The organism is Pseudomonas sp. 5.2 (genome assembly GCF_059025405.1).
The window spans coordinates 90,660-103,862 of sequence record NZ_JBYBHH010000019.1; the positions used below are offsets into that span (position 1 = coordinate 90,660).

At 56.5% G+C, this 13,203-nt stretch carries 11 protein-coding genes and 2 pseudogenes; 9 read left to right on the forward strand and 4 right to left on the reverse strand.

Annotation, left to right across the window (positions count from 1 at the left end):
* The first annotated feature begins 108 nt into the window (after positions 1–108).
* From AC5PZ0_RS24140 to AC5PZ0_RS24175, 8 genes and pseudogenes are all read left to right on the forward strand, one after another.
* A complete protein-coding gene (locus tag AC5PZ0_RS24140; protein WP_493855882.1) occupies positions 109–1,503 on the forward strand; it encodes an aminotransferase-like domain-containing protein in 1,395 nt (464 codons plus the stop codon).
* 258 nt (positions 1,504–1,761) lie between these two features.
* Positions 1,762–2,214 carry a hypothetical protein gene (locus AC5PZ0_RS24145; protein ID WP_493855883.1) on the forward strand — a complete coding sequence of 151 codons (453 nt, stop codon included), beginning with the start codon at positions 1,762–1,764 and terminating at the stop codon, positions 2,212–2,214.
* 518 nt (positions 2,215–2,732) lie between these two features.
* The gene (locus AC5PZ0_RS24150; protein ID WP_493855884.1) at positions 2,733–2,960 is read left to right on the forward strand and encodes a hypothetical protein; all 228 of its coding nucleotides are present in this window, start codon (positions 2,733–2,735) and stop codon (positions 2,958–2,960) included.
* Between the two features lie 158 nt (positions 2,961–3,118).
* A pseudogene (locus AC5PZ0_RS24155) lies at positions 3,119–3,517 on the forward strand (RHS repeat-associated core domain-containing protein); the annotation flags it as partial.
* A 312-nt stretch (positions 3,518–3,829) separates the two neighbouring features.
* Positions 3,830–4,207: a hypothetical protein gene (locus AC5PZ0_RS24160; RefSeq protein WP_493855885.1), complete on the forward strand. Its 378-nt coding sequence runs from the start codon at positions 3,830–3,832 to the stop codon at positions 4,205–4,207.
* 279 nt (positions 4,208–4,486) lie between these two features.
* On the forward strand, positions 4,487–5,050 hold the full coding sequence (locus AC5PZ0_RS24165) for a hypothetical protein (protein WP_493855886.1): 564 nt from the start codon (positions 4,487–4,489) through the stop codon (positions 5,048–5,050).
* Positions 5,051–5,438: 388 nt separating this feature from the next.
* Positions 5,439–5,603: pseudogene (locus tag AC5PZ0_RS24170) on the forward strand (RHS repeat-associated core domain-containing protein); the annotation flags it as partial.
* Between the two features lie 17 nt (positions 5,604–5,620).
* A complete protein-coding gene (locus AC5PZ0_RS24175; protein ID WP_493855887.1) occupies positions 5,621–6,013 on the forward strand; it encodes an Imm50 family immunity protein in 393 nt (130 codons plus the stop codon).
* Between the two features lie 86 nt (positions 6,014–6,099).
* Here AC5PZ0_RS24175 and AC5PZ0_RS24180 read toward each other — a convergent pair whose 3' ends face one another.
* Positions 6,100–6,651, reverse strand: coding sequence for a single-stranded DNA-binding protein (locus AC5PZ0_RS24180; RefSeq protein ID WP_027594878.1), 552 nt, complete (start codon positions 6,649–6,651; stop codon positions 6,100–6,102).
* Positions 6,652–6,660: 9 nt separating this feature from the next.
* On the reverse strand, positions 6,661–8,055 hold the full coding sequence (locus tag AC5PZ0_RS24185; protein ID WP_085274033.1) for an MFS transporter: 1,395 nt from the start codon (positions 8,053–8,055) through the stop codon (positions 6,661–6,663).
* Between the two features lie 129 nt (positions 8,056–8,184).
* Between AC5PZ0_RS24185 and uvrA the strand changes: the two genes are divergently transcribed.
* A complete protein-coding gene (uvrA, locus tag AC5PZ0_RS24190) occupies positions 8,185–11,019 on the forward strand; it encodes an excinuclease ABC subunit UvrA (protein WP_186682789.1) in 2,835 nt (944 codons plus the stop codon).
* A gap of 67 nt (positions 11,020–11,086) precedes the next feature.
* On the opposite strand, the gene bfr is transcribed toward uvrA, so the two are convergent.
* Both bfr and AC5PZ0_RS24200 read right to left on the reverse strand, forming a co-directional pair.
* Positions 11,087–11,551: a bacterioferritin gene (gene bfr, locus AC5PZ0_RS24195; RefSeq protein WP_008089766.1), complete on the reverse strand. Its 465-nt coding sequence runs from the start codon at positions 11,549–11,551 to the stop codon at positions 11,087–11,089.
* A 162-nt stretch (positions 11,552–11,713) separates the two neighbouring features.
* A complete protein-coding gene (locus AC5PZ0_RS24200; RefSeq protein WP_027594875.1) occupies positions 11,714–13,153 on the reverse strand; it encodes a catalase in 1,440 nt (479 codons plus the stop codon).
* Positions 13,154–13,203 lie beyond the last annotated feature (50 nt).

Here is a 13,203-nt window from a genome sequence, read left to right on the forward strand (position 1 = left end):
GCAAAAGCCAGCTCAATCGATGTAATTTGCCTACAAGAAAACACAATTACTCCTATCAGACCTTTCGTGCTAGGCTTCCGCGTTCTTGCAGCCTTTGGTGCCATTTCTATGTGGGTTCCTCACTACAGCGACCTGGCGCAGCCGGTCTATCTGATGATCGCCGACGCCCTTGAACAGGACATCGGCAGCGGCCGACTGACCGCTGGCGATCGCCTGCCGACCCTCAAGGACTTGGCCGAATCATTGAACGTGACGCCTGGCACCATTGGGCGCGCCTATGACGAAGCCGCCAAACGGGGCCTGGTGGTGGGCGAGGTCGGCCGCGGCACCTTTGTGTTGCAGCAACGCCCGGCGCATGCGCCAGCCTCGGCAGCACGCCCCATGCCTGCGCCAGCCGAGCGCGAGGGTGGCCAGATCGACCTTTCGATCATCAAACCCAATGACGCGCACATGACCGACTGGTTGCGCGGGGCAATAAACGAACTGGCAGCATCTCCCGACCTGGCCCAGGTGCTCGATTACGTCACCGAGGGTGGTCACGCGACGCACAAGCAGGCCGGTGCGGCCTGGATTCAACGCTGGCTACCCGAAGCGAACTGGCAGCAGGTGGTGCTGACCTCGGGCGCCCAACACGGGCTGCTGGTGGCCATCAGCAGTTTGTCCAAGAACGATGACGTCATCCTGTGCGAGTCATTCTGCTACCCGGGCATCATTTCCCTGGCGCACAGCATGGGGCGCCGCCTGCGCGGCGTGGCCATGGACGAGCACGGTTTAATTCCCGAGGCCTTGCGCGCGGCGTGCCTGGAGCACCGCCCTTCCCTGCTGGTGTGCGTGACCACCCACCAGAACCCGACCAACTCGATCATGCCCCACGCACGCCGTGAAGCCATCGCCGAGATCGCCCGCGAGTTCGACCTGTTCATCGTCGATGACGATATCTATGGCTTCCTTGAACCGGCCCCTGATTACAAACCGTTGGCGGCCTATGCCCCAGAGCGCTCGGTGTACCTGACCAGCTTGTCCAAAAGCGTGCTCCCCGCGCTGCGGATCGGTTACCTCTATGCCCCGCCCCAAACCCTTTCGCGGCTCTCGTCGATGGTGCGCAGCAGCGTCTGGATGCCCTCGCCGTTGATGGCGCAACTGGCCAGCAACCTGATCAACAGCGGCATGGCCGACCAACTGGTGCAGGTGCAGCAGGACGAAGCGGCCGCGCGCCAGCAAATGGCCCGCGAGATCCTGGGTAAGTACAAGGTCCGCAGCCAGCCCAACAGTTTCCATCTTTGGCTGGAGTTGCCCGAGCCGTGGACCAGCGACGAATTTGCCAACCTTGCGCGCAACAATGGCGTCACCGTGGTCAGTGGCAGTCAGTTCCTTCCGGAGCGCAGCGCTGCCACCTGCGGCGTGCGTATCGCACTGATGACGCCAAGCCGCGCGGAGTTGGGCTTTGCTCTGACCAAGCTGGTCAGCTTGCTGGACTCGCCGGAGCCGCGGCTTTTTTACTAGGTTTTTGTACGAAAAGTATGGTCATCCATTGTTGTGGGAGCGGGCTTGCCCCGCGATCTGCCGCAACGCGGCAGCAAAGCCTGAATTCGCGGCGACTTTGACGCTGGGTCGGTTGCCACATTGCATACTTGCAAGCAGTGAACACCGCCACAGATCACGTAAAAATCCCGCCAGGCACTCTCCCGCTGAAGCAACTCAACCTGTATATAATCCTTGTTGCAATACACACCAAGGATGGAAACAGTGCGATTTACATGGATGAAAGCAATACTGGCCGCTCTATTGGTCAGCTGTAGTGTTCTTGCGGTTGCGGGTGATAGGGAATGGAGTATTGGGAATATTGTGCCACCCAATGCATCTGCCACTGCACTTTGCCAGGCGTTTAGTACGAAACAAGAATATGAATATCTCGGCATTGGTTCGGTAAGCCGGCCGGAGCCAAAAGTCGACCTCTACATGGCGAAATGTTTATTCCGCTTCGCCAACTGTACTGCAGAAGAATGCAACCAATCCATTCTGATGAGCTGGACAGGTGAGTATTGCCCAACGGGCCAGATTTTCAATAATGCCAGCGGGCTCTGCGAAAAAGCCAAACCAGAGCCCGTCGAGCCTCCCAAAGACCCCGACCAACTCAGCCTCTCAATCCAGAAAGGCCGAATCAACGACGCTCTGAGTTGCGGGGCGCCCTCGCGCTCATGGGGCAAATCATGAATGAATATTGCGTACAAAACCCATATGACGGCCAATGCATGACCAGACCTTCAGACTGCGAGGAAATACAATGAAGATATATGGGTATGGTAAAAATTCGAGCGAATTAATAGAGCTATCTGAAGCGTCTATAGTTGCAAGCGCAGCCGAACTCAACGAGCTTGTGCGTTTGCTCCAAGAGGCTGTACGCCGAAAAAATAATGGATCTATTAGCCCTTCAGACCACTTACACTTCCGAGATTCATTCAAAGCATTTGAGGAAGGTTCTGCCGACCTAATTGTCATGATCGATTAGCGATAAAACAACAACCTCTATTGATTACCTAAAAATCCACTCTGGCTCCGTCAGGTACCAGAGTGGATAAAATTCCTAGTAAATAATGGAGCTGACACGATGCCATTATAGGTGCTGGTGAGTCGCGACATGGCGGGACCGATGTGCATGAAAGTCCAGATGGTAGAGGAGCAAGGTTTGATCAGAATGGAAAATTTACGGGCTTTCTTGAACCGAGGTAATAATGAAAAAACCTGATTGGCACACGATTGTTTTAAGCGAACCGGAATATGAGCATTTAGTAGCAGAGCTGCATATCGGTGATCAGTTTTTACTGTTGCTTGACCGGGAAGATGGGCGTGAAAACGTTTGTATTGCTTTACCTGGTAAAGACGGAAAATTAGGTTCGCGCATCCCATTAGAGGAATTTGTTGAGCAACTCAAATCGGCTGCTGAAAATCTTCGTCGCTGATAATTATGCATTGACTGATTTATGTACCGATACTCAAAAAAAATAAGTTAAGCTTCAGTAATATATGGGTTATAAGAACGTTTATGACACTGGCCTTGTGCCGGTTTTTTCTTATTCGCTACGCGCCCCCTACCGGGGCCTTGCAGCGCACGTAGTCCTACCTGTGGCTGGATTCGCTGCCACTGGCCAGCGTGAATATGCGCGGCACGGGCGCTGCGCAGCTGCTTTATCTGCACAGCGACCACCTCGACACGCTACGCCTGGCCACTTCGGCCAAGCAGCAGATCGTCTGGCAGTGGCAGTCGGATGCCTTTGGCGAGGGCAAACCTAATCAGGATCCGCAGGGTTCAGGACAACAGACGGTGCTCAACCTGCGCTTTCCTGGGCAGTACTACGACGTTGAGAGCGGGCTGCACTATAATTACTTCCGTGATTATGATCCGCAGACTGGGCGGTATGTTGAGAGTGATCCGATTGGATTGGCGGGTGGGCTGAACACCTACGGGTATGTAGGTGGTAATCCTCTTTCGTTTAGTGACCCTTTAGGGCTGCATCCAGGAGATAAGCTGTTCGGTTTACCGAGGGCCTTTTGGAAGTGGTTCCACAAACAAGGTGACATGAATGATCTGAAGGGGCCTAATGGGCAGGTTTCGAAAGATGTAGCCGATGAGTCCCACAAGGAGTGGTTGGAAAAAGGTAAGCCTAAGCCAGATAACAAGGGCGGGGCCGGGGGAATTGACGATATTCTAAACTTAGTACCTCCGCTAATACTTCCTCCTGGCTTTGAAGAGGCCTGCGAGGTGCATCCTACAATGTTCGGTTGCCCAAAGCCTAAACTTCCAATGTGCTAATTTTACAAGGTACCCAAGATGGTTTTTGAATGCAGCCTTGAGATTGTAATAAAAAATACTGACTGTTCAGAGCTTGCTGCATTGGCGATGAAACTGCCCAATAAATATATGAGTAGCGTAAGTTCAAAAACGGGTCATCTATCCATATCGATAAATGATTTCGATTTTAATGACTGGCTGGTGTTCGATAAAACTGTATGCAATTTTATCGAAGGGTTGAAGGTTCTTGGAGAAAGATTGGCGCTAGAGGATTCAGTTTTTAGGATTGCTATTTATTACGGCCTTGATGAAACCGTAGTACTTCCATTAAAGTTTTCTAAGTCTTTGGTTAAGTTGATTTCAGAACTGTCTCTTTCACTCGACATGACAGGCTATCCATGTTCAGACGAAAGCTAATTCCTACAGTCGGACCATCTAATCTCAGTCTTGTAGGGTGGGTTATTTATCCGCGAGAAAAAGAGCGCTACGACTTGCCCCCCGGTGTAGCGCTCCCCCCAATCTCCCGTCCTTCAGTCACATCTCGCAGTCTCTCAATTACCTCTTCCATCGGTGATGGCGGAATTTGTCCTATTCTTGTCCCACATCTGCCCTAAATCAGTATCAAAACTGTATCAATCCTGTCCTACCTCCCCGCAGGCAGCAGCTAATGGCACTGCAATTAAGGTTGATTAATGTATGATCATAGAAAATTTTAAAAACAGTATATGCCTTGAAAGCTACACTAGCTCACCCGGATATTATGGGTATTTTTATTACATTGGCGAAAAGATAAGGCACGGGGGTGAGACTGTAATACCCATACTTGACAACCTAGTTAGGAAAGAGATTGAGTTTGGAGTTTCCGCAATATCAAGCCTGACTCTAGGTTGTGATATAAGCGACCTGGAACCCCTGTATGAATACAGCGATTCAGATGTGAAGGAATTTATCGAGCCGCTATTAAGCTCACCCTATGGCATTGTTGACGGCAATGGATTCAGGAATGTACCAATTACAGAGGACAATATAAATCTTCTCTATAAAGCCTATTATATCCAAATGACACTAGGCGGGCTTTGCGGACATATTTTCATCTATCTTGAGAGGCTTGGATTGTTTATATACCCGCATGACGATGTGGGCCTTGGATTTATTTCCACCAAGGAGAATCCAAGTGTGAATATATTTGACCCAGTAGATCGTGAGTTATTCAATGTTCAGGTATTAGATCAACGAAATCACAATCAACAAGGCCAGTAAATCGGGGAGCGGCCTACAAGATAAGCCCCCAAGGATCTTGATGAAATACTCGAGACAATTCACCTAATCATTACGCATCTGGTTTTGAGGAAGCATGTGAAGCGAACCCATCATGTTCGGCTACCAAACACCAAAGATTCCTACGTGCTAATCAGGAACAAAATGGAAAAAGATAGCTGAGTGCACACCAGAAATTAGGACAATAAAAATATTACCTGATGAAATACGCGAATTACGGGAAAGATTATGACGCGTAAATCGCTTGGCCTATGTACAGATCAACGACCAAGTGGCGGCGCAATACCGGTACAACAGCCTTGGCCAGCGCGTCGCCAAAATTACCAGCCAAGGCTTTACCACTTACTTGTATGGCTTGAATCAGGATCCGCAGGGTTCAGGACAACAGACGTTGCTCAACCTGTGCTTTCCTGGGCAGTACTACGACGCTGAGAGCGGGCTGCACTACAATTACTTCCGTGGTCATGACCCGCAGACTTGGCGGTATGTCGAAAGTGATCCTATTGGCTTATCCGGCGGACTGAATACTAATGGGATTCTTAGCGAGGCAAAATGATTAATTGGACTGAACACCTTGTCGACCCGACAGCACTTAAGTCCCTATACGGGGAGGACTCGCCCTTACTAAAAGGTGTCAATTTGCATGGCATTGAAATTCAGCGTGATGGCCCAAAAGTTCTCCTAAGGTTTGACCTGAGGGAATTCCCCAATCACCCACCCACAAAGTGGAAAACCGCAGGATTCAACCGCATCCAGTTAAGACTGCTAGCCGTAGGCGTCAGAGAATTGCAAATTTCTGACATGCAATCAAACTGCATGCTTGACCTAAACATTACGAAAGAAAACGGTGTTATTAGACTGAATGCTGATAACGGGGCTCTAAAACTGGAGATTACCGCTGAGCACGTCATGATAGACGGCGTGAGTGCTTACTGTGATGTATAACTTCTGTCGACACACTGCAGAAACGAAAGGCCCCGCTAGCGCGGGGCCTTTCAAAGACTGTTGTACAAACTCGTCTTTATCGTTGCTTAGAACGGAATATCGTCATCAAAGCTGTCAAAGTCAGCCGCCGGCTGCGGCGCTGGCTGCTGCGGCGCTGGGCGCTGAGGAGCCTGTTGCGGGCGCTGGGCCTGCTGACGTGGTGGCGCCTGGTTGTATTGTTGCTGCTGGCCACCCTGGTTGTAGTTGTTGCCACCACCCTGGTTGTACTGGTCGCCGCCACCTTGCTGGTTCTGCGGACGGCCGCCCAGCAGCTGCATGGTGCCGTTGATGTCGACGATGATCTCGGTGGTGTAGCGCTTGATGCCGTCTTTTTCCCACTCGCGGGTCTGCAGCTTGCCTTCGATGTACACCTGCGAACCCTTGCGCAGGTATTCGCCGGCGATTTCGGCAACCTTGCCGAACAGCGACACACGGTGCCACTCGGTACGCTCCACCTTCTGGCCCGACTGCTTGTCGGTCCACTGCTCGCTGGTAGCCAGGCTCAGGTTGGTCACGGCGTTACCGTTGGGCAGGTAGCGGACTTCGGGATCCTGGCCACAAGTGCCGACCAGAATGACTTTGTTAACCCCACGGGCCATAACGTTCTCCTAGGCTTCGCACGCCGAAGAGGCTGGGTTTACCAGACGCTCGAGGGTCGTACGGTCCAAAATTTTCGTATCCAGTTTGATATAGATGGCGGCTTCTTCTGCCACCACAACGGCGTCGGTCACACCCGGCACGGCCATCAGGCGTTCGGTCAACCCGGCTTCCCGGACTGCCTCGGGCGTCAGCGGCATGCGCAAGCTGGTCACATACGGCGGCTCGTTCATGCGCAACGCGACGACCAACCATACGGCACACAGCAGCGCGCAACCGAGAAACACCATGTTCAGCCCACCGTGCTGGAACAACCAGCCACCGAGGATGCCCCCCAGGGCGGCGCCCAGGAACTGGCTGGTGGAGTACACCCCCATCGCCGTTCCCTTGCCACCCGCAGGCGACACCTTGCTCACCAACGAAGGCAGCGAGGCTTCCAGCAGGTTGAATGCGGTAAAGAATACCACGGTGCCAATCACCAGTCCGCGCAAGTTGTCAGCCCACTGCCAGAAGAACACCTCGACCAGCAGCAACACACTGACCGCTCCGGCCAGTACGCGTTTCATCTTGCGCTTTTTTTCGCCGTAGATGATGAACGGGATCATTGCAAAAAATGAGATGAACAGCGCGGTCAGGTAGACCCACCAGTGCTCTTCCTTGGGCAGGCCGCCACGCTCGACGAAGGCCAAGGGCAGTGCGACGAAGCTGGCCATGAGGATGGCGTGGAGGATGAAGATACTGATGTCCAGGCGCAGAAGGTCCGGATGGCGCAGGGTCGGGCCCAGTGCCTGGCGGGCAACGCCTGACTCACGGTGTTGCAAGGTGCTGTGAGTGCTAGGCACGACGAAGGCGATCAGCAGGGTGCCCACCAGCGCAAGCCCTGCCGTGGACAAGAACAATCCTGACAGCCCGTAGGCACGGGTCAACAGCGGGCCGACGACCATGGCGACAGCGAACGACAGGCCGATGCTCATGCCGATCATGGCCATGGCCTTGGTGCGATGCTGTTCCCGGGTCAGGTCGGACAGCAGTGCCATGACGGCGGCGGAAATCGCCCCCGCGCCCTGCAGAATGCGCCCGGCGATGACCCCCCAGATAGAGTCGGCCTGGGCCGCCAGCACGCTGCCCAGGGCGAAGATCACCAGCCCCAGGTAAATTACCGGGCGCCGGCCGATGCGGTCGGACACCATGCCGAACGGGATCTGCAGGACCGCCTGGGTCAGGCCGTAGGCGCCAATGGCCAGGCCAATCAGCGCGGGGGTGGCACCGGCCAGGTCCATGCCGTAGGTGGCCAGCACCGGCAAGACCATGAACATGCCCAGCATACGAAAGGCAAAGACCAGGGCCAGGCCGCCTGCGGCGCGGGTTTCGCTGCCACTCATGCGCTCGTTGTGGGTGTCGTGCATGGATTAACCTCGTGTGAACCGGCGGCGATTCTATCAGTCCGACAGCTTGACGGCATATACGCGACGCTTTGCCGCGTACTGGCAGCGCGCCGTATACTTCTTTGTTTATGCCCGCCGAGCGAGGCCGCAGTGGACAAGATCCTGATTCGTGGGGCACGTACCCACAACCTGAAGAACATCGACCTGACCCTGCCGCGGGACAAGCTGATCGTCATCACCGGCCTGTCCGGGTCCGGCAAGTCCTCCCTGGCATTCGACACACTGTACGCCGAAGGCCAGCGCCGTTATGTCGAATCCCTGTCGGCCTATGCCCGGCAGTTCCTGTCGATGATGGAAAAGCCCGACGTCGACACCATCGAAGGCCTCTCCCCGGCCATTTCCATCGAGCAGAAGTCGACCTCGCACAACCCCCGCTCCACCGTCGGCACCATCACCGAGATCTACGACTACCTGCGCCTGCTTTACGCCCGCGTTGGCACGCCGCGCTGCCCGGACCACGACATCCCGCTGGAGGCGCAGACCGTCAGCCAGATGGTCGACCTGGTACTGGAGCGCCCCGAAGGCAGCAAGCTGATGCTGCTGGCACCGGTGATCCGCGAGCGCAAGGGCGAGCACTTGGCCGTGTTCGACGAGCTGCGCGCCCAGGGCTTCGTCCGCGCGCGGGTCAACGGCAAGCTCTACGAGCTCGATGAGCTGCCCAAGCTGGATAAACAGAAGAAGCACAGCATCGATGTGGTGGTAGACCGCTTCAAGGTCCGCGCCGACCTGCAGCAGCGTCTGGCCGAGTCGTTCGAGACTGCACTCAAATTGGCCGACGGTATCGCCTTGGTGGCGCCGATGGACGACGAAGAAGGTGAAGAGATGATCTTCTCCGCCCGCTTCGCCTGCCCGGTCTGTGGCCATGCGATCAGTGAGCTGGAGCCCAAGCTGTTTTCCTTCAACAACCCGGCCGGTGCTTGCCCGACCTGTGACGGCCTGGGGGTCAAGCAGTTCTTCGACACCAAACGCCTGGTCAACACCGAGCTGACCCTGGCCGAGGGCGCTATACGCGGCTGGGACCGGCGCAACGTCTATTACTTCCAGATGCTTGGCTCGCTGGCCGCGCACTACGGGTTCAGCCTTGAGGCGCCGTTCGGCGAGCTGTCGGCCGAGCACCAGAAGGTGATCCTGCAAGGCAGCGGCAAGCAGAGCGTCGACTTCAAATACCTCAATGACCGCGGCGACATCGTCAAACGCTCGCACCCGTTCGAAGGCATCGTGCCGAACCTGGAGCGGCGCTACCGCGAGACCGAGTCGGCCACCGTGCGTGAAGAGCTGGCCAAACTGCTCGGCACCCAACCCTGCCCTGACTGCCGCGGCACCCGTCTGCGGCGCGAAGCTCGGCACGTGTGGGTGGGCGAAAAAACCCTACCGGCCGTCACCAACCTGCCGATCGGTGAAGCCAGCAGCTACTTCGGCGAGCTGACCCTGACCGGGCGCCGTGGCGAAATTGCAGCGAAAATTCTCAAGGAAATCTGCGAGCGCCTGCAGTTTCTGGTCAACGTCGGCCTGGACTACCTCACCCTGGACCGCAGCGCCGACACACTGTCGGGTGGTGAGGCCCAGCGCATCCGCCTGGCCAGCCAGATCGGTGCGGGCCTGGTCGGGGTGATGTACATCCTCGATGAACCGTCCATCGGTCTTCATCAACGCGACAACGACCGCTTGCTGGCCACCCTCAACCACCTGCGCGACCTGGGCAATACGGTCATCGTGGTGGAACACGACGAAGACGCTATTCGTTTAGCCGACTATGTGGTGGACATCGGCCCGGGTGCCGGGGTGCATGGTGGCCAGATCGTCGCCGAGGGCACGCCCGAGGAGGTCATGGCGCATCCTGACTCGCTGACTGGCAAATACCTGTCCGGGCGCAAGAAAATCGTCGTCCCAGCCAAACGCACGCCACGCGACAAAAAACTCTCGCTGAAGCTCAAGGGCGCGCGCGGTAACAACCTGCAGAACGTCGACCTGGAAATCCCGATCGGCCTGCTGACCTGCGTAACGGGCGTGTCGGGTTCGGGCAAATCGACCCTGATCAACAACACCCTGTACCCGCTCGCCGCTACCGCGCTCAACGGCGCGAGCAGTCTGGAAGCCGCGCCGCACAGCAGCATGGATGGCATGCAGCACCTGGACAAAGTGGTGGATATCGACCAGAGCCCGATTGGCCGCACACCGCGCTCGAACCCGGCAACCTACACCGGCATTTTCACGCCGATTCGCGAGCTGTTCTCGGGTGTTCCCGAATCGCGCTCACGCGGCTACGGCCCAGGGCGCTTCTCGTTCAACGTCAAGGGCGGCCGTTGCGAGGCCTGCCAGGGCGATGGCCTGATCAAGGTTGAGATGCACTTCCTGCCCGACATCTACGTGCCGTGCGACGTGTGCAAGAGCAAGCGCTACAACCGCGAAACCCTGGAGATCAAGTACAAGGGCAAGAACATCCACGAGGTGCTGGAAATGACCATCGAGGACGCCCGCGAGTTCTTCGACGCGGTCCCGGCGTTAGCGCGCAAGCTGCAAACCCTGATGGACGTAGGCCTGTCCTACATCAAGCTGGGCCAGTCGGCGACTACCTTGTCGGGCGGTGAGGCTCAGCGGGTGAAGCTGTCCCGCGAGCTGTCCAAGCGCGATACCGGCAAGACCCTGTATATCCTCGACGAGCCAACCACGGGCCTGCACTTTGCCGATATCCAGCAGTTGCTCGATGTGCTGCACCGCCTGCGCGACCACGGCAACACCGTGGTGGTGATCGAGCACAACCTGGACGTGATCAAGACCGCCGACTGGCTGGTGGACTTGGGGCCGGAAGGTGGCTCCAAAGGCGGGCAGATCATTGCCAGCGGTACACCGGAAGAACTGGCCAAGATGAAGCAGTCCTACACCGGGCATTACCTCAAGCCGCTGTTGGAGCGTGACCGGGCCTGATCCGCCTGTGCATAAAAAAGCCCCTGGCACCGTAAGTGCCAGGGGCTTTTTATTGACTGTGGATAACTTACATCTGCGACTGCAGGTAGTTCTCCAGGCCGATAACCTTGATCAGGCCCTGCTGCTTCTCCAGCCAGTAGGTGTGATCTTCTTCGGTATCAGCCAACTGCGCGCGCAAGATGTCGCGGCTGATGTAGTCCTTGTGCAGCTCGCACAGCTCGATGCCTTTGCACAGCGCGGCGCGGACCTTGTATTCCAGCTTAAGGTCGGCTTCGATCATCTCCGGCACAGTGCTGCCCACTTCGAGGTCATCCGCGCGCATGTCGGGGGTGCCTTCGAGCATGAGGATGCGGCGCATCAGCGCGTCGGCGTGCTGCGTTTCTTCTTCCATCTCGTGGTTGATGCGCTCGTAGAGCTTGGACAGGCCCCAGTCTTCATACATACGCGAGTGAATGAAGTACTGGTCGCGTGCTGCCAGTTCGCCCTTCAGCAACGTGACGAGGTAGTTGATTACGTCCGGGTGACCTTGCATCGCCCTGCTTCTCCATGTGAAAACATCAATGGACATAGTGTGAACCACGTTTTGCTCGCGGTCACTGAAAAACGCGCAATTAGATGCAAAAAATCGGTTAAACAGTAGTGATATTCATTGAAAAACCGCCCAAATGAGGGCGGTTCTTCTTATCACTTCGACTTAGGCGAGATTCACACCCAGCGCCTTGGCAATGCCCTCACCGTAGGCCGGGTCGGCCTTGAAGAAGTACTGCAACTGGCGTTGGATGACATCGTCGCTCACGCCTGCCATGGCGCCCGCGATGTTGTTGATCAGCAGGGCCTTCTGCTGTTCGTTCATCAAGCGGAACAGTGCACCGGCGTGGCTGTAGTAGTCATTGTCCTCACGGTGATCGTAGCGATCAGCCGAGCCATTCAGGGCCAGGGCAGGCTCAGCATGGCGTGGCGACTGCTTGGGTGCATCGCCGTAGCTATTGGGCTCGTAGTTCGGCGCGCTGCCGTAGCTGCCAATGGCCATCGAACCATCACGCTGGTAGCTGTTGACCGCAGAGCGCGGCGCGTTGACCGGCAACTGCTGGTGGTTGGTGCCCACGCGGTAGCGATGCGCATCGGCGTAGGCGAACACCCGGCCCTGCAGCATACGGTCAGGCGACAGCCCGACACCTGGGACCATGTTGCTCGGGCCAAACGCCGCTTGCTCGACCTCAGCGAAGTAATTGAGCGGGTTACGGTTGAGCTCCAGTACGCCCACCTCAATCAGCGGATAGTCCTTCTGCGACCAGGTCTTGGTCACATCGAACGGGTTCTCGTCACGGCTGGCGGCCTCGGCCTCAGTCATCACCTGAATGCACACGGTCCAACGCGGGTAGTCGCCGCGCTCGATGGCCTCGAACAGGTCGCGCTGGGCGTAGTCCGGGTCTGTACCTGCCAAGCGTGCAGCGTCGGCAGGGGCGAGGTTCTTGATGCCTTGCTGGGTCTTGAAGTGCCACTTCACCCAGGTACGTTCACCGGCGGCGCTGATCAGGCTATAGGTGTGGCTGCCAAAGCCGTGCATGTGACGGTAGCCGTCCGGGATACCGCGGTCAGAGAACAGGATGGTGACTTGGTGCAGCGCCTCGGGCGAGTGTGACCAGAAGTCCCACATCATTTGCGCGTTCTTCAGGTTGGACTGCGGGTGGCGCTTCTGGGTGTGGATAAAGTCCGGGAACTTGAGCGGGTCACGGATGAAGAACACCGGAGTGTTGTTGCCAACGATGTCCCAGTTGCCTTCCTCTGTATAGAACTTGACGGCGAAACCACGCGGATCACGCTCGGTGTCAGCCGAACCACGTTCGCCACCGACCGTGGAGAAGCGCAGGAAGGTTTCGGTCTGCTTGCCGACCTGTTCGAATAGCTTGGCGCTGGTGTAGCCGGTGATGTCGCGGGTAACGGTAAAGGTGCCGTACGCGCCCGAACCCTTGGCGTGAACACGACGTTCTGGGATGTTCTCGCGGTTGAAGTGGGCGAGCTTCTCGATCAGGTGGAAATCGTCGAGCAGCAGCGGGCCGCGGGGGCCGGCAGAGCGGGAATTCTGGTTGTCAGCTACGGGTGCACCGCTGGCGGTGGTGAGAATCTTGCTCATGGGCTCTCCTTATCAGTCTAGAACTGCCGGCTAATCGGCTTGGATAGGAG